Here is a 16,525-nt window from a genome sequence, read left to right on the forward strand (position 1 = left end):
GCCGGGCTTTTTGCATTCGTCCCTGCACATATGTTGGCTGTAACCGCTGAAAACGAAACCGAAAGGTACAGCGTTGCGATGAAACATTTTCTCCAGTTAGAGCGTAGAAATATTCCAGGAAAATCCACTTACGTACAGGAGGACGATGATGGTAGAGCTTCGTGAGGAAGGCCAACTGAAATATTCCAACCAGCCGTCCCGGACGGCTAAAGCGTTGAACTGGGGACTCGTTGGATTGATGGGAGCCCTCGTTCTTGGATTTATGGGGTACGGTGTTTTTTGGCTGATCAAGGGAGATTGGGTGGTAGGCAGCTTTATCACAGTGATTGGACTATTCTTGACGGGTATGCTGTGGCTGATCTTCAGAATCGTCCGGATGCCGCAAAAGGTGCTGCTCCGGTACGAACTCCGGGAGGAAGGCTATTATACATACGTTAAGCAAATCAAGACCGGCGAAGAGTCAGAGCATCTGGTGCCGTTCACTCAAATGCAGGAGGTGCTGATCGGCAGGACGACAAGGTACCAGCCCAAGGGGGAAGGCAGCATCGGGTTTTATGTGATCGGTGCCAACATCGTCATGAAATGGGTTGATGGAGAGGGCTATATCCAATATTCCGTTTTCGGATTAGAGAATCCCAATGAATTGGAGGCCTGGGTAACGGAGTTCCGAAAGCACGGGATTCCGGTGTACGGGACAGAGGCGAACGTGAAGTTTGTTAGGGCGGAGAACTACCAAACCGCGTATGCCGAGCTGCCGAAGGCCGAGTATGAGCCGGGTGCCAACCCGCTGCATATCGGAAGCCGTGAGCGGAGAGATATTCCCGCGTGGATCAGCCCGGACATGAAGGCCAGAATGGAAGCAGAAGAAAAACGAAGGGATAAGCGATTGTTCCGGCCTGTTTTTCTAGGCGTCGCCGCAATTAACTTGATTTTGGCCGCAGCGTGGATGCCTTCCTGGCCCATTTTAGACGGTGCATTCGCGGACAATTCCGCGTCGACGGCCGTTACGCTGGTAAATGTCCTGCTGTTGGTGCTGACCGGCGCATACTGGCGCCAACGTGTCCGGTGGTACCGTTCACTGCTGGATTCGGTATTGGTGATTGCAGCGCAGTTCGCCGGTGCGGGCATCGCTGCGCTTATTGGAAATGCGCCCGCCGGGCTGCTTGACTCCCTCGTGGTAGAGGGACTGCTTTTAGTGGGCATCAGTGCTGTTTTGTTTGTGATTTTTAGAGTGGTGCGGTGGATAGTAAAATAACGAAGCCTCACCTTCGTTTGGTTTGGAGCGACAGGAAGGCTTGGGTTTGGAAGTAGAACTTGGATTATTTAAAAAAGAAGGCCAAGCCCGATTCTTCCGGGTTTTGGTCTTTTTGCTATTGCAATATACAGTTACACTGTATATAGTGTAAGTATACAGTTGGACGATATAAAGTGTGACTGAGCAAAAGGGAGGCACTTCATTGAGCAGAGATAAACATTTACCGCTGACCGAAACGGTATATTATATTTTGTTGGCGCTGCTGGAGCCGGCGCATGGTTACCTGATTATGCAGAAGGTGGAGGAGCTCAGCGCGGGGCAGGTCCGGATGGCGGCCGGCACGCTGTACGGGGCGGTGGACAATCTGCTGAAGCAGAAATTCATCCAGCCGACCGCGAGCGAGGACAGCCGTAGAAAGGTGTATGTCATCACCGAGCTGGGACGGGAAATGCTGAGACAGGATTACGACCGGATGCGCCATATGATCGAAGTAACCAATATGCAGTGGGGCAAGGAGGAGTTGCTGCATGAAAAAATATAAATTTTTCACGAACTTGGACCAGGAAGAACAGTGGCTGAACGACATGGCCCGGCAGGGCTATACGCTTGTCCGGAAGTCCTTCGGCTATCAATTCGAGCGAAGCGTACCGGAGGAAGCCAACTACCGGATCGACTTCCGCACGTTCAAGAATCAGCGGGACTTTGAGGATTATGTTGCCCTGTTCGAGGACAGCGGCTGGACGCATGTCGCCGGCACGAAGGGGTCGGGGGCTCAATATTTTAAGCAGAACGGTGACCAGGGGAACGAAGATATCTTCTCCGATGCCGACTCCAAGGCGGCCCGGTATAAGCGGATTTCCGACATGTGGATGACGCTGTGCTGCTGCTTTATCCCGATTTTCGCGGCGCTGATTTCGACCGATGCCATTGATGCATCCGTCATCCTGAAGCCCCAATCGCTGTATTACACGCCGGGATTGTGGGAAATGAGCGGCCCAAGATTTTGGCAGGCGTTCCTGTTCGAGACGCCGTTTGCGCTGTTCCGCGGGATTGTCTGGATGGTCATTCCGGTTATGATTATCGTCTACTCGGTTTTCGCTTACAAAGCCAAAAAGGAATACGACAAGTCCCAGCAGCAGTAATGCCGAATGGGAGCCAATAGGGAGGATGCTGCACTTGCAGCCATCGTCCCTTTTTTTTCAGGCAGACGGCCCGGCGTATTTCTCCGGCTCCAGAAAAGCGCGAAGCGCGCTGCTCAGCGGTACATCCCGGCGATAGATAAAATAGACCACGACCTCGCGGTAGGACTCCGGCAGGGTCAAGGCTTCAATGTTCTTCTCGTTGGGGATCTGAACTGTGTTGGACCTTGGGAGAAGCGCTACGCCGAGGCCTGAAGCCACACCCCCAAGCACGGCTTCAAGCGAACCGAACTCCATGATTTGCGGATGCTGAACTCCGGCTTCGGCCAGCAGGCGCTCCACTCTGGAGCGGTGGGTGCAGCCTGTCGATAAAATGAGCATCGGCTTCTGCAGCTGTTCCTGCAGGCTGGCCGCTCCGGCCTCGGAGAGCAGCACGAGCTCTTCATCGTAGGAAGGAATCTGCTCCAGCTGGGAATGCGGGACAGGGCCGTACACAAAAGCGCCGTCCAGCTCGCGGTCCAGCACCTGCTGCATGAGCACGCGGGAATTGCCCGTGGCGAGGGACAGGCTGACATGAGGGTAGCGGGCGTAGTAAGCGGCCAGACGTCCCGGCAGATGAGCTGCCGCGGCCGATTCAATCGCCCCGATCCGCAGCGGCCCCCGCGGGGCATCCTCCGCCTGCACGGATTTCTCCGCTTCATCGAGCAAGTTCAGAATTTGACGAGCGTATTCAAGCAGGCGCTCGCCAGCCGGGGTCAGCTCCATCCCCCGGTTGCTCCGGATAAACAGCGGAGTCTGCAAACCTTCCTCCAGCTGGCGAATCCGGCCGGTGACGTTGGAGGGAACATATTGCAGCCTTTGGGCCGCCCGTGTAATGCTTCCTTCCTCCGCTACAGCCCGGAATATACGCAAATCTCCACTTTCCATTCGGCTCACCTTCCTGACTTCATTTTGACTGAACGCCATATTCACTACTAATCATTTTACATGCTCTAAAGCGGCCTATACAATGAATCCCAAAACGGCTTCCCAGAGGCCGGAAAAAAGGGAGAGATTCAATTGAGAGCAGCTATTCATCATGGCCGGAGCGGTCTGGACGGACTGCGGATCACCGACGCGGAGACGAAACAGCCAGGCCCCGGAGAGATCAGGGTCCTTGTAAAAACAGCCGGACTCAATCACCGTGATCTGTTTCTGATGAAGGGACGCCGTGCGGCGGATGCACCGCTCATCCTGGGTTCCGACGGCGCAGGCGTCATCGATGCCGTAGGCGATGGAGTGGTTGTTCTGACCGCCGGTACGGAGGTTATCATCCATCCGACGATCGGTTGGGATCGAACCGAAGAGGTACCGGTGGTGCCGCAAATCCTGGGCGGGCCTACGGACGGGACGTTTGCCGAGACGGTTATCATCCCCGCGGACAATGCCTTCCGGAAGCCGGCATACCTGACCTGGGAGGAGGCGGGAGTATTGCCCTTATCCGCGCTCACGGCCTACCGGGCGCTGTTTACGAGGGCACAAATCAAGGCTGGCGAGCACGTGCTCATCCCGGGCATTGGAGGCGGGGTTGCAACCTGCGCCATGCTCATGGCCCAAGCTGCGGGGGCTGTCGTCAGCGTCACTTCCCGAAGCGAGGCCAAGCTTGAAGAAGCGCGGCGTTATGCTGTGCGGGGAGCTTTTGCCAGCAATGGAGACTGGAACGAGGGGCTGCAAGGGGAGAAGGTGGACGTGATCCTCGACAGCATCGGTCCGGCCACCTTTTCCAAATACTTGGAGGTGATCAAGCCGAACGGCCGGATCGTGAGCTTCGGGGCGAGCTCCGGTGACACGGTGGAGGTCCCGCTAAGGGCGTTGTTTTTTCCGCAGCTGTCATGGATCGGTACGTCGATGGGAAGCCGAGAGGAGTTCGGAGAGATGCTTCGGTTCATGGAGGAGCACGCCATTCGGCCTCTGATCGACCGGATGTATCCGCTGGACGAAGCGCCGGCTGCGTTCCGGAGAATGACCGCCGGCGAGCAGTTTGGCAACATCGGGCTCTGCATCGGTTGAGCATGGATGCCCGTTCATGCCAGCGGGACCGGCTCTTTAATCTTTCTTTAGATTTCCTTTAATATTAATTTCTGTTTGCTTAACATCCTCTCCCTATAATCAAAAGCATCTTAGGTTCACGCTCAGGCGCTCACGCGGAGTGGGCACCGGACAGGAAATGGGGAGAAAGAGATGCAGAAAAAAACGATCGCCGTGCTGTTTGGCGGCTGCTCAACGGAATATGAAGTCTCGCTGCAATCGGCGGCTTCCGTCATAGATCATTTGGACAAGGCTAAGTATGAGCTGGTACTCATCGGCATTACCCGGGAGGGAGCCTGGCTGAGGTACCACGGAGATCCCGAGGAAATCCGCAGGGACCGCTGGCATCAGCATCCGGGGTGCATCCCGGCGTTTTTGCCGCCAAGCAGGGAAACGGGCGGAATCGTGGAGCTGGTCGGGACGGAATACCGACTGACGCCGGTGGACGTCGTATTCCCGGTTCTTCACGGCAAAAATGGGGAAGACGGCACGCTGCAGGGGCTGCTGGAGCTGTCGGGCATTCCTTTTGTCGGCTGCGGCACACTGTCTTCTGCCCTTTGTATGGACAAGGAGGTTGCCAGCAAGCTGGTCAAAGCGGCCGGAGTGGAAGTGGCGGGTTCGGTCACGGTCCTCGCAGGAGACGACTTGTATGCGGCCGCCAAATCGGCTGAGACGCTGGGCTATCCCGTCTACGTTAAACCGGCCAAGTCCGGTTCCTCTTTCGGTATTACGAAGGCGTACGACATGCTGGCACTCATGGACGGCATCCGTGAGGCACTGCAGCATGACGACAAGGTGGTGGTCGAGCAGAACATTGCCGGATTTGAAGTGGGCTGCGCGGTTCTGGGTCATCGGGAACCGTTCATCGGAGAAATCGATGAGATCGAGCTGCAGGGCGAGTTTTTTGACTATACGGAAAAATACCAGCTGATTTCGTCTAAGATCCATCTGCCTGCGCGGATTTCGGAAGAAACGGCGAACCGGGTCAAAGAGACCGCGCGCCGCGTCTACCGGACGCTCGGCTGCCGCGGCCTGGCCCGGGTGGACATGTTCATTACCGAAGGGGAGCGGATCGTATTCAATGAGGTGAACACGATGCCCGGCTTCACGGCCGCCAGCCGCTATCCGAACATGATGCGGGCCAGCCACCTGCCGTACCCGGACCTGATGGACCGGCTGATCCAGCTGGCCGAAGCGATGGAGGTGGTCCGATGATCGGGGTTGTAGGCACGGAAGGCCGCGTGATTCACATCCAGCCGAGCATGGTGCACCGGGGTCACCTGGTTCTCATTAACAGCGAGCATCCGCTCCGCCAGGCGCCTTATTCCAAGAGCCTCGCTCCCGTGGAATCACTCGCTCATGCCAGCACTCATGAGCGGGTGATGCGTCTGGAACGCAGCTGCCTGCAGCAGCTGGAGGCGCTGCTGGACGCCTGCGGGGGCCGGGGAGGCATCGGAGTGGTCAGCGGCTACCGCACCGCGATGGAGCAGCAGCGCATCTACGACCGGTCGCTGGTGGAGAACGGGGAGATTTTTACTGCGAGTTACGTGGCTCGTCCCGGAGAAAGCGAACACCAGACCGGGTTGGCGGCCGATGTGGGCGATAAGCACACAGGGGTCGACTATTTATGCCCTTCGTTTCCGGAGGGTGGCGTTTATGCCTCTTTCCGGAAGCTGGCAGCGGAGCATGGCTTCATCCAGCGTTACAAGCAGGGCAAAGAGCATCTGACGCACATTGCCTGCGAGCCTTGGCATTTTCGCTATGTGGGCGTGCCGCATGCCATCATCATGGAGCAGTATGGGATGTGCCTCGAGGAATACACGGACTATTTGAAGCAGTTCACCCTAGATGGTCCGCATCTGTTCAAAAAGGTGAAGGAACATCTTGTGGAGATGTACTATGTTCCTGTTCATGAAGAAGAGCAGGTGCTGACGATCAAGGTCCGCCCCGAAACGAGGGTGGAGTGCTCAGGGAACAATGTGGACGGCTGCATCATCACCGTCTTCCATGATTTGCGGAAGGGGCTGGTGGGTTGAGGGCGCATCGTCTTCGGGCAGAGACGTTTCCTGTGAGATGGGGATACTCGCTTACTTCTCCAGGCGAAAAGAGAGAGGCCCGGCCTTCCTTATCCCACCGGGCGTGGGCGGAAATCAGCCTGGATCACTTGCGGCATAACGCCGCAGAGCTTCAGCGGCTTCTCCCTTCCGGGTGCCGCCTGATGGCGGTGGTTAAAGCTAATGCATACGGACACGGTATTACGGAGATCGCGGGGCATTTGAACCGTTCGGGGATGGATAGCTTCGCTGTGGCGGAAATCGGGGAAGGGATCCTTTTGCGGGAACGAGGCATCCAGGGGGAGATTCTAATCCTTGGCTACACCGATCCAGAGAGGGCCGCCGATTTAGCCAGGTACCATCTGACGCAGACGATGGTAAGTTTGGAATACGGGCAGGCCTTGGAGGCGCTCGGTATCGACCTGGAGGTACATGTCAAAATCGATACCGGCATGAACCGGCTCGGCGTGCCCCACCAGGATACGGAGTCGATTCTGCGGTGCTATGATTTTGTCAATCTTCGGGTGACGGGCATATTCAGTCATTTGTCCATGTCGGACGGACTTGGACCGGAGGAGACCGAATTTACGCGCCGGCAGATCGCTCACTTTGATGGTGTGGTCGCGCAAATCAAGGAAGCGGGCATCGATCCAGGCCTTGTGCATCTTCAGAGCAGCTACGGCATGCTGAATTACCCTGAGCTGCGCTATGACCGGGCCCGGCCGGGGATCGCGCTGTACGGCCTGCTCAGCCAGGAGGGCGACGCCGTGCGGTGCCAAGCCGAATTGCGGCCTGTGCTGGCGCTCAAGGCGACCGTGACGCAGGTGAAGGAGGTGCAGGCCGGCCAGCCGGTCGGCTACGGCCGCCGCTTCGTGCCGGAACGCGATATCCGGATCGCCACGGTGTCCATCGGCTATGCCGACGGTGTTCCAAGGATGCTGTCGGACGGGGGTGGACAAGTCCTGATCCGCGGGCAGCGGGCCTCCATCATCGGCAGCATCTGCATGGATCAGCTGACCGTCGACGTCACCGGTATCGACGGCGTAATGCTAGGGGACACCGTCACGCTGATCGGCCAAGATGGCGATGAGCAGATCACCGCCGGCGAGATCGCCGCGCGCTGCCATACGGTCACCAACGAAATCGTGAGCCGGATCGGCAGCCGGGTGCAGCGCATATATGTTGAATAGCCGCTGGAGACAGCGGCTTTTTTGCGTTTATAGCTGTGGTCGGGGTTACCGCCGTTACTTCGTTGTATTTCGGCGTTTGAACGCTTTTATGATGAAGTTTTTTGCGGAGATGATCAGCATTTCCGGGATGAGAACGCACCCGATATATAGCAGGATGATGAACGGAAGGGAGGCCGTGAAAATAGCGAAGGTTTGTTCTTCCTTTGGTGCTCTGATGACCAACCATAGAGGAATTGCGATCACCCAGTTGAATAGGTTGGATATCAGCAGATAGGTCAGGTTTTCCCACAGCAAGCTAAATAAAATCAAAACGGCAATAGGGATCGCCCACGAATCCAACTGCTGATCCAGATTTAAAAAGCAGAAGAAGGCCATAGGATAGAGCAGAGTAAGAACGATTTGGCTGGCTTTTATTCGACTCCGTTTCATTTGGCTCTCCTTTCTTTTCCGTGACTAAAAAAACCCACCGCCTTGTGAATGAACCTCCACGGTTAGTTGATGCCTAACAACGAGAGAATAGTTCAATGCAGACGGTGGTTCTTTACATGTTAGACTATTTTTAAGCGCAGAACCCTAGGATTGCTGATCGTCCATCAGGCGAAGCAGCAGGACAATGGCCTCGGCTCGAGACGTCCGTGCCGCGGCCGCAAAGTTCCGGCCGTCGCGGCCCACGGTCAGGCTACGCTCCTCCAGGGCGGCCGCTGCGGGCTTCGCCCACGCCGGGATCAGAACGTCATCGTTATACGAGGTGCGCCCCGCGGCTTCTTGCGCCAGGCCAAGTGCCTTGGCGGTCATGACCGCCATCTCCGCCCGGGATATGGGTGCCCAGGGCCGGAATTTTCCGTCCGGATATCCGGCGGTCACGCCCGATTGGTACGCGGCATTTACAGCATCAACGGCCCAGAACCCGATCGAGCCCTCATCGGTAAACCGGTGCGGAGGGTTATCCTGACGAGGCTGCAAATTCAGCGTATGCACCAGCATGACGGTGAATTCTGCCCGCGAAACCGGCATGTTCGGCTCAAACGTACCGTCCGGGTAGCCGCGGACCAGCCCCAGCTTCACCGCCCGGAGGATATCCGCTCTGGCCCAGTGGCCGGCGATATCGCTGAACGGATCCGGTTCAGGCGTCGGCTCCGGCTCCGGGTCCGGCTCGGCAGGAGGTTTCGGCTCCTGAACAGGTTGGGCAGGCGTAGTAGAAGGCCAACTGCTCGAGGAGCCGGATCCTCCGCCAGGCTTGCTGGCGGTTACGGCACTTCCCTTCAGCGGCAGGCTTTCGTTGCCGGCTGCATCCAGGGCGGTGACGCTGAACGTATAAGCGGTATCGGCAGCCAGCCCGGCAACGTCATACGCATAGACGCTGCTGCTGACCGTCACTGCGTCGCCTGAACCGGACGCGACACGGTATGATGCTACGCCGGTGACGTCCGTTGCCGCCGGCCAGTTCAGGGTCAGGCTTCCTGACGTGACGCCGGAAAAGGTCAAGCGGCTATCGGCCGGCCAGGCGGGAGCTGTGCAGTCGGCCGGATGGGATGCTTCCACTGAATACAGACCTGTCGTCCCATCCTGTGCCGTGACGATCAAGGAAACCTCCGTCGTGAGGGGTCTTAGCGAGACACGAGTCTCCTGTCCGCTTACCGCCAGACTGCCGTTGATCGTCATGGTTGCTTTCGAATCCGCCACCGTGGCTTTCAACGTCACTTCTGAAACGCCGCAGGGCACCGACAATTTGTAAGCCGAGGCGGCAGGATCAAATTCCGGGCTCAACTGTCCCGCCGAAAAAGTCAAACTGCTCAAATTAGCATTATTACTCAATGGTTTTTCTTGGATCGTAATGTTGACTTTAGCTTCCGTGGAGACCAGGCCTGCATTGGTCTTAGCTCTCCATGTGAATGAAGCCGTGCCTATGAAATCGGATGCAGGGACAAATCTCAAATTCCCCAAATCGGAAGCATCAATTTCTTCAGCCTCGACCACGTCTTTCGAGGTGTCCCCGTCTGTAAGCTCCAGTTTCCCCATAGCAGGATCAGGCAGTGAGGAAATCTGCACGCTGTTCAAAGCGTCTTCTCCGCTCCCACTAATGTGGCCTGCAAACATGTTTTCAGTAAACGCTAGAACCGAATTCTTCGTGGTCGCCAAATCAAAATCGCTCGCCTGAAGAGAGGACCTAAGCACCAAATGGATCGTGGATTCCTTCTGAATGTTATAATCCGCGAGCGTCCGGCCGTCCTCAAGCTGCTTTCCAGCAAAAATCAGGCGCTGCTGGTCGGGTGGAATGCCCTCCTTATCCTGGATCTTCTGTTTTACCTGCTCTATTGAATCCGACGGTTCAACGTTCAGCGTAATGGTTTTTCCGGTCAGCGTTTTAATGAAAATGACCATGCCACTTTCCAGAAAGGCCCGCTGCGGAAAGGCCAGCGTAAGCAGCATGATCAGGGCAAGACACGCTGCAACAATGCCCGGCCTTATTTTTCTTGCCATCGATGAATCCTCCATCCCTATTCGTTTGAAAACTCCATTGTATTCGCTGCAGACCAACAAAATCCCTTTTTAACGGACCGGAATAAACCATATTTTCATACCGTTGAAAAAACACATAAATTAACCGTTGACAGAGGCCACCCCCGGTGATAACCTCAACCAGAGGAAAAAAGCCAACCTGCTATACGATATGTAAGATTGATTAACGCGGCAGACCTTTGAGGAGCCGTTTTTTCATGACGTTATGTCCTTTGTGGACCCCTAGATCCGCATACCTGGCAAGCCGACTCTTCTTTCCGAAGGGTTTTTTCATTTTATAAAAACGTGGGCATACTGCCAGATGCCTAATCCGACAAAAAGAAAGTGATCCCTTGTATCAGCTAAAGTTTAGGGCGAACACCGAGCGCCTGCTAGACAAACATCTTACCGGTGAATCGATCGATTACCGGCAGATTATTTCCCTGTTCATTCCGATTCTGATCGACCAGGCGTTTATTATTTCGCTGAACATGGTCAACGCTGCCATGATCAGTTCGGCCGGAGTCGCCGCCATCAGTGCCGTCAATATGGTCGACTCGCTCAATATTTTCCTGGTCAGCGTCTTTATCGCCATGTCGACGGGCGGAACGGTCGTCGTCGCGCAGTATAAGGGCAGCGGCAACGACCTGATGGTTTCCAAAGCGGCGTCCAGCACCGTCTCCGCCTGTGCGATCCTGGCGCTGGCACTCAGTCTGATCCTGGTCTTGTTCCACCAACCGCTGCTCAGCGTGCTGTTCGGAGCGGCTTCGCCGGAAGTCATGGACAATGCCAAAGTATATCTGCTCGGAGGCGGCGTGTCTTTTGTGGGGATCGCCATTACTGAAGCGGTGTGCGGGGCGCTGCGCGGGATCGGCAAATCGAGGGCTTCGCTCATGCTGTCCCTGTTCATGAACCTGACCTACGTCGCGCTGAATTTGGTGTTTATTAACCTGCTGCACATGGGCGTGCTTGGCATGACGATCGCGATCAACATTGCCCGGTACCTGGCGGCCGCCTGCGCGCTGTACTTTCTGGTGAAAAGGGACACCGATCTGCATTTCCAGCTCCGGTCCATCGTTCAGGTGAACCTGAAGATGCTCCGCAAAATCTTTTCCATCGGCATCCCGTTTGCAGCGGAGCAGATGTTCTTTAACGGCGGTAAAATGCTGACCCAGATCTTCATCGTCGGCCTTGGCACATATGCCATCGCCACCAATGCGATCAGCGGGTCGCTGGCAGGCGTCTCCCAAATTCCGGCGAACGCTCTCTCGCTCACGCTGGTGACGGTAGTGGGGCAGTGCATCGGTCGGAGAAACGTGGAGGACGCGCGCAAGTTCACCAAGACGTTCCTGTGGCTGGCGTCCTTCTCCTTCGTGCTGACGGGTGTGATCATGATGGCCTTGTTCCATCCGCTGGTCAGCCTGTTCCACCCGCCGAAAGAGATCGTCGGGGACATCTTCACGGTCCTGCTCATCAACCTGATCGCGCAAGTACCGCTTTGGGCTATCAGCTTTATTATGCCGTCGGCGCTGCGGGCCGCCGGGGACTCCAAGTTCACCTCGCTGGTCTCCATGCTGTCGATGTGGCTGTTCCGGGTCATCCTGGGCTATGTGCTCGGCATTGTGCTGCATTGGGGAATCGTCGGCGTCTGGCTGGCGATGAACTGTGAGTGGGGCGTGCGCGGCACCGTCTTCCTGCTGCGTTTCATGGGCAAGAAGTGGTATCAGCACCGCTTGATCGATTGAATATATACGATATCCATTCCGAATTTTACGATAAAAAAAGGACTTTCCCCGGCTTGCCAGCCGATCAGGGAAAGTCCTTTTGCGTTAGGCGGTTGCTCTGTTATTCGTCCGCTATTCGTCCGCAATAATAAGCTTCGTCTGCGTCTTTTTAAATTTGGCGGCATAACTGCGGTCCACCAGGTTGTCTGTCACGATCGCATCGATTTTGTCCAGCGGCGCGATCGCAATGGTGACATCCCGGCCGAATTTGCTGCTGTCGGCGGCGACAAAAACCTCTTTGGACAGCTCGATCATCTTTTTGCGCGTGGTCGCTTCCTCCAGGTTGTAGTCGGAAATCCCCCGTTCGGTTGTGATGCCGCTGCAGCAAATAAACGCCTTGAGGACGTTCAGTTCATGAAAGTTGAAAATATACTCAAACGTTACGACCGACTGCTCGTCCTTACGGATTTTTCCCCCGATGATCATCAGTTCGATGTCGGTGTTCATCAGCTCGGTAATGACCGGGATGGAGTTGGTAATGACCGTCAACTTCTTCTTGTCCTTGATGTATTTGGCAATATGGTATGTCGTCGAGCCGCTGTCGATATAAATACAATCCCCGTCCTGAATGTATTCGCAGCATTTCCGGGCGATGGTTTCCTTCTCCTCCAGCCGGTCGATCATGCGCTCATCCATGGAAGGCTCGCCATACTTGGGCTCGGCCAGCTTGATGCCGCCATAGATTTTGACGATTTTCCCCTGATTGGCCAGCACATTGATGTCCCTGCGCAGCGTGTCCACGGAGATGCCCAGTTCTTCGGTCAGCTCGTTCATCTTCAGCACCTTGCGGACGTTCAGCAGATCGATGATTTTCTTTTGTCGCTCTAATGGCAGCATGTTTTTCACCTGTATTTATGACGTGGAAGCCTAGATATTCAAGTTAAGTCAATACCAGTGTACTGATTACACCTTGCAACTTCAATACCGTTTATACCTTGGAGCCACAGGTTTCTGTTGAGCATCCTGCCCGAAACTGCATGGTCTTGCTCCAGCTAAAAAAGGCCGTTGCCGGCCCTTCTGAATTCAATCCGCGACCCGAAGCACGATTCGTCCCCGTCCATGGCCGGTTTGGCATAGCTCGTGAGCCTGCCTGATCTCATGCAGTGGAAATTCCCTTCCGACCGGTGCCTTTATTTGTCCGTCCGCGATCAACTGTCCTATTTGCTGGAAAACGGTATCGGGTGCGAGCTCATTGCTGAACCGCGCAGTAATGCCCAATTGCTGAGCCCGCTCCGTGGAGGGGACGTCTACAAGCGAGAGCAAGGTTCCCCCGCGTTTCACGATGGACCAGGAGCGCTCCAGCGTGTCACTGCCAACCCCGTCCAGAACCAAGTCCACGTCGTGCACTCTGTCCTCAAATCGGGTTGTTCGATAATCGATGACGGTGTCGGCACCCAGCGATTTGACGTAATCAATGTGGTCCCCCGAACATGTGCCGATGACTTCGGCGCCTTTCCATTTGGCCAATTGAACGGCATACGACCCGACCCCTCCGGCCGCCGCATGAACCAGAACACGCTGGCCTGGCTGCAAATGGCCATGAGCGAACAGCGCCATCCATGCCGTGGTAGCACCTCCTGAGATGGTGGCTGCTTCGCGGAAGGAGAGATTTGGCGGCAAGCTTGCGAGGGTATCCACCGTTGTTGTGACGAACTCCGCGCATGCGCCTTGACTGGCTCTGCCGAATACCGCCTGACCTTTCCGAAATTTCGATACACGGGAACCGACATCGGCGACGACTCCCGCTACAGCTGAACCCGAGATGAAAGGAAGCTGCAGCGGGACATGCTCCTTCATCAGTCCTTGACGATACGCCCAATCCACAGGCAGTACGCCGACGGCATGAACATGAATCAAAACTTCCTCCGGTTTAGGAACCGGTACAGGCAGTTGTTCCAGTCTCAGCTCCTCCGGTCCTCCATACTGGTGAATACGAACAGCTTGCATCAGGTTTGAAGTCATTCTTCCATCTCCTTCGAAATCATTTTTGTGTGCTGGATATTGAGGATCCAATGGTTTTACGGGCTCGCATCAGAATAGAATAAAGTGCGACAACCACGACCAGGACGGTGAACAGCAGGGAAAACGCGTTGCTGTAGCTCATCGCTTGCTCGTGATAGAGCAGCGGATTCAGTTGAACGGGTGCTCCCCAATCAAGTACTTTGCCGATCAAAGAAGTAGAGACCGCTCCGATGATGAATGTCATCATGGTAAGAAAGCCCATCCCGATACCCATATGCTCCTGTGACAAAGTGAGGGAAACGCTGTTTGACGTAGCTACCTGGATAAAGGTCTGCCCCGTGCTGGCTAGAATCAGGAAGATCCATATATAGGCGGGCGGCATCCCGGGGAATACGGACAAGATGCCAAAGGAAACCAAGAGCGGAGCCGCAGCCAGATAGAAGAGAAAGCCATTTCCCCTTTCATCGGCGAGTTTCCCGCCTGTTCTTCCCAGCAAAGCGGATGCCATGGCTCCCGGAAACATGACAAAACCAATGAATGCGGGTGATACATGGCTTATGTTCGTGAGCAGCTGCGGCATAATGAAGGGCATTCCTGAACTCAGGCTCGCCGCTAACAAAGCAATCCCTACGCCCAGGACATAACGCCGATTATGAAATAAGGCGGGCTGAACAAATGGCTCCTCTGCGGACCGGATGCGAAGGATGAATAGAGCAAAGAAGACGAAGCCGGTACCAAAGAACAGCCATGAACTGTAAGTGATAGCAAGAAGGATTAACGCAATGGTACCTGCGAGCAGAAATCCGCCGATCCAATCCAGCTTGCTCCCTGTCCGCTCCGGTTCTTCCTGCAAATATTTGCGGAATACAGGCAGAACCAGCAGGATGAACAAAGAGAAACAAAAAAGCATACGCCAATGAAGCATACCTGTCACCAGACTAGCCGCTATAGGGCTAATGGCCGTCCCAAGAGCCAGCCCGCTTACCATGGTGCCAATGGCCCGGCCTCTGTTTTCCGGGGGAAAATATTTGGCCGGTATAATCATGGATACGGCGGGGATCACCGCTCCTCCGGCAGCCTGCAGCATCCGTCCAGCCACCATCATCCCGTAATGCTGTGCCAACAGCCCTAAGAGCGAGCCCGTGACCATAAGGATGAAGCCGAAAGTCAGCAAATCCTTCAGCCGGTAACGGTCTGCCAATTTACCGTAGGTCACTGAACCGATCGCATACATGATTCCATAGCCCGTGGTCATCCAGCTCACCTGTGAAGCCGTCAGCATAAATTCCTCGCGAATGGATGTGAGCACCACGTTAAAAATCGTTGCGTTCATGACCGATATGATCAAGGTGAAGTACATGATATGAAGCAGCTTATTGGCCGCATCCTTTTGACCCTCCATCTCCGTAAGTCCCCTTTCCTTTGCGTTCCATCGTGAAGATGGAGATTCATCCACATTATAAAGTTGATAAATGACCGTTAAAAATATAAATTGGTCATAAGTTCATAACTCTAAAGATATAAACTTGATTCGGTCCATCAGAATGGAAGGGTGGAATCCATGGAATTATTGCAATTGAAGTATTTTCAAACCGTCGCCCGGCTGGAACACATGACGAAGGCAGCCGAGGAATTGCATATCGCCCAGCCAGCCCTCAGCAAAACGATCGCCCGGCTGGAGCAGGATATAGGAGTTCCGCTATTTGACCGCCACAAACAAAAAATCCGCCTCAATTCGTATGGCAGATTGTTTTTGCAGCAGGTTGAGCCGGCCCTGACGATGCTGGAAGAGGGGAGACGCCAGGTTGTCGATCAGGCTGGGCTTGAGCAGGGACGTATTGTGTTGGCCACAACGAACCACAAGTGTGACGCGGAGTTTATCAGTTCATTTTTATCGGCGCACCCGAAGGTCAATCTTCGCCTTACCCAAACGACCTCGCACGAGGAGAAGATCGAGCTCCTTCTTGACGGCGAACTGGACTTTTGCATTACTTCACTGCCGATTGAACATGAGGAGATCGAAAGTATTGAATTTTTGCGGGAGGAGATTTTTCTGGCAGTACCCTCCGGGCATCCTTTATCGAATCGCACCCGTATCTGCTTAAGCGAGTTGGCCGGGGAACCCTTTATCGGTTTGGACAGGAAACACAGCTACCGGGTGTTAACCGATCAATTGTGTAAATCGGCGGGTTTTGAACCAAAGATTTCATGCGAGGTGGACGATACGACCGTTATGAGTGCTTTTGTCAAAGCGGGTATGGGGGTTGCCTTATTAACCGAGGCTGCGAAATTAAAAGAACCCTCCCTTGTTCTGCTTCCGATTGAACAGCCTGTGTGCCAGCGCACTTTTCTGTTGGCCTGGTCGAGACATCATTACCTATCCAAAGCGGCTCATACGTTTCGTGATTTCCTGATCCGCTATTATGCGGACTTCACAACAGAATTAGCACAGTAAGCCTTGGTCAAACGCCAAAGCGCCGAATCGGTACTCCAAAGTACTGGTTTGGCGCTTTTTTTACGTATATATGAGAAGCAATGAAGTCGATTTAGGATAAAGTTAGTCAAAATATATGAA

The 16,525-nt window shown here is 54.9% G+C and carries 15 protein-coding genes; 9 read left to right on the forward strand and 6 right to left on the reverse strand.

The features are described 5' to 3' along the window. The first annotated feature begins 145 nt into the window (after window positions 1-145). From K2F33_RS07730 to K2F33_RS07740, 3 genes are all read left to right on the forward strand, one after another. Window positions 146-1,255 (forward strand): hypothetical protein, encoded by a 1,110-nt coding sequence (locus tag K2F33_RS07730; protein WP_263881353.1) that lies wholly within the window; start codon window positions 146-148, stop codon window positions 1,253-1,255. Between the two features lie 202 nt (window positions 1,256-1,457). Continuing rightward, window positions 1,458-1,796 (forward strand): PadR family transcriptional regulator, encoded by a 339-nt coding sequence (locus K2F33_RS07735; RefSeq protein WP_089549353.1) that lies wholly within the window; start codon window positions 1,458-1,460, stop codon window positions 1,794-1,796. Beyond that, window positions 1,783-2,397, forward strand: coding sequence for a DUF2812 domain-containing protein (locus K2F33_RS07740; protein ID WP_263881354.1), 615 nt, complete (start codon window positions 1,783-1,785; stop codon window positions 2,395-2,397). The genes K2F33_RS07735 and K2F33_RS07740 overlap by 14 nt, the downstream gene beginning before the upstream one ends. Window positions 2,398-2,454: 57 nt before the next feature. Here the strand turns inward: K2F33_RS07740 and K2F33_RS07745 are convergent, their stop codons facing one another. Continuing rightward, window positions 2,455-3,321, reverse strand: coding sequence for a LysR family transcriptional regulator (locus tag K2F33_RS07745; protein ID WP_263881355.1), 867 nt, complete (start codon window positions 3,319-3,321; stop codon window positions 2,455-2,457). Window positions 3,322-3,453: 132 nt separating this feature from the next. Here K2F33_RS07745 and K2F33_RS07750 point away from each other — a divergent pair, with 132 nt between their 5' ends. From K2F33_RS07750 to vanT, 4 genes are all read left to right on the forward strand, one after another. Beyond that, complete coding sequence (locus K2F33_RS07750) at window positions 3,454-4,443, forward strand: zinc-binding dehydrogenase (protein ID WP_263881356.1); 990 nt, start codon at window positions 3,454-3,456, stop codon at window positions 4,441-4,443. Between the two features lie 171 nt (window positions 4,444-4,614). After that, window positions 4,615-5,676: a D-alanine--D-serine ligase VanG gene (gene vanG, locus K2F33_RS07755; protein WP_263881357.1), complete on the forward strand. Its 1,062-nt coding sequence runs from the start codon at window positions 4,615-4,617 to the stop codon at window positions 5,674-5,676. Further along, window positions 5,673-6,497, forward strand: a complete 825-nt coding sequence (locus K2F33_RS07760; protein ID WP_244867434.1) for a D-alanyl-D-alanine carboxypeptidase family protein — start codon at window positions 5,673-5,675, stop codon at window positions 6,495-6,497. The genes vanG and K2F33_RS07760 overlap by 4 nt, the downstream gene beginning before the upstream one ends. Then, on the forward strand, window positions 6,494-7,705 hold the full coding sequence (vanT, locus tag K2F33_RS07765) for a serine racemase VanT catalytic subunit (RefSeq protein ID WP_263881358.1): 1,212 nt from the start codon (window positions 6,494-6,496) through the stop codon (window positions 7,703-7,705). The genes K2F33_RS07760 and vanT overlap by 4 nt, the downstream gene beginning before the upstream one ends. Window positions 7,706-7,759: 54 nt before the next feature. Here vanT and K2F33_RS07770 read toward each other — a convergent pair whose 3' ends face one another. Together K2F33_RS07770 and K2F33_RS07775 are read right to left on the reverse strand one after the other, a co-directional pair. Beyond that, window positions 7,760-8,134, reverse strand: coding sequence for a hypothetical protein (locus tag K2F33_RS07770; protein ID WP_263881359.1), 375 nt, complete (start codon window positions 8,132-8,134; stop codon window positions 7,760-7,762). A 144-nt stretch (window positions 8,135-8,278) separates the two neighbouring features. Then, window positions 8,279-10,186, reverse strand: coding sequence for an S-layer homology domain-containing protein (locus K2F33_RS07775; RefSeq protein WP_263881360.1), 1,908 nt, complete (start codon window positions 10,184-10,186; stop codon window positions 8,279-8,281). Between the two features lie 371 nt (window positions 10,187-10,557). Between K2F33_RS07775 and K2F33_RS07780 the strand changes: the two genes are divergently transcribed. Further along, a complete protein-coding gene (locus K2F33_RS07780; protein ID WP_089549346.1) occupies window positions 10,558-11,949 on the forward strand; it encodes an MATE family efflux transporter in 1,392 nt (463 codons plus the stop codon). 111 nt (window positions 11,950-12,060) lie between these two features. Here the strand turns inward: K2F33_RS07780 and K2F33_RS07785 are convergent, their stop codons facing one another. From K2F33_RS07785 to K2F33_RS07795, 3 genes are all read right to left on the reverse strand, one after another. Next, complete coding sequence (locus K2F33_RS07785; protein ID WP_076173101.1) at window positions 12,061-12,825, reverse strand: DeoR/GlpR family DNA-binding transcription regulator; 765 nt, start codon at window positions 12,823-12,825, stop codon at window positions 12,061-12,063. A 186-nt stretch (window positions 12,826-13,011) separates the two neighbouring features. Then, window positions 13,012-13,950 (reverse strand): NADP-dependent oxidoreductase, encoded by a 939-nt coding sequence (locus K2F33_RS07790; RefSeq protein WP_084204016.1) that lies wholly within the window; start codon window positions 13,948-13,950, stop codon window positions 13,012-13,014. Between the two features lie 19 nt (window positions 13,951-13,969). Next, window positions 13,970-15,352, reverse strand: coding sequence for an MFS transporter (locus tag K2F33_RS07795; protein ID WP_076173100.1), 1,383 nt, complete (start codon window positions 15,350-15,352; stop codon window positions 13,970-13,972). 159 nt (window positions 15,353-15,511) lie between these two features. Between K2F33_RS07795 and K2F33_RS07800 the strand changes: the two genes are divergently transcribed. Further along, window positions 15,512-16,405, forward strand: a complete 894-nt coding sequence (locus tag K2F33_RS07800) for a LysR family transcriptional regulator (RefSeq protein ID WP_263882304.1) — start codon at window positions 15,512-15,514, stop codon at window positions 16,403-16,405. Window positions 16,406-16,525 lie beyond the last annotated feature (120 nt).

It is taken from the genome of Paenibacillus sp. PSB04 (assembly GCF_025809195.1).
Lineage (GTDB): Bacteria > Bacillota > Bacilli > Paenibacillales > Paenibacillaceae > Paenibacillus_AQ > Paenibacillus_AQ favisporus.

Coding starts and splice junctions, on each gene's coding strand:
- K2F33_RS07800 (WP_263882304.1), top strand. CDS start 15,512: ATGGAATTATTGCAATTGAAGTATTTTCAAACCGTCGCCCGGCTGGAA.
- K2F33_RS07745 (WP_263881355.1), bottom strand. CDS start 3,321: ATGGAAAGTGGAGATTTGCGTATATTCCGGGCTGTAGCGGAGGAAGGA.
- K2F33_RS07775 (WP_263881360.1), bottom strand. CDS start 10,186: ATGGCAAGAAAAATAAGGCCGGGCATTGTTGCAGCGTGTCTTGCCCTG.
- K2F33_RS07770 (WP_263881359.1), bottom strand. CDS start 8,134: ATGAAACGGAGTCGAATAAAAGCCAGCCAAATCGTTCTTACTCTGCTC.
- K2F33_RS07740 (WP_263881354.1), top strand. CDS start 1,783: ATGAAAAAATATAAATTTTTCACGAACTTGGACCAGGAAGAACAGTGG.
- K2F33_RS07730 (WP_263881353.1), top strand. CDS start 146: ATGATGGTAGAGCTTCGTGAGGAAGGCCAACTGAAATATTCCAACCAG.
- K2F33_RS07795 (WP_076173100.1), bottom strand. CDS start 15,352: ATGGAGGGTCAAAAGGATGCGGCCAATAAGCTGCTTCATATCATGTAC.
- vanG (WP_263881357.1), top strand. CDS start 4,615: ATGCAGAAAAAAACGATCGCCGTGCTGTTTGGCGGCTGCTCAACGGAA.
- K2F33_RS07790 (WP_084204016.1), bottom strand. CDS start 13,950: ATGACTTCAAACCTGATGCAAGCTGTTCGTATTCACCAGTATGGAGGA.
- K2F33_RS07785 (WP_076173101.1), bottom strand. CDS start 12,825: ATGCTGCCATTAGAGCGACAAAAGAAAATCATCGATCTGCTGAACGTC.
- K2F33_RS07760 (WP_244867434.1), top strand. CDS start 5,673: ATGATCGGGGTTGTAGGCACGGAAGGCCGCGTGATTCACATCCAGCCG.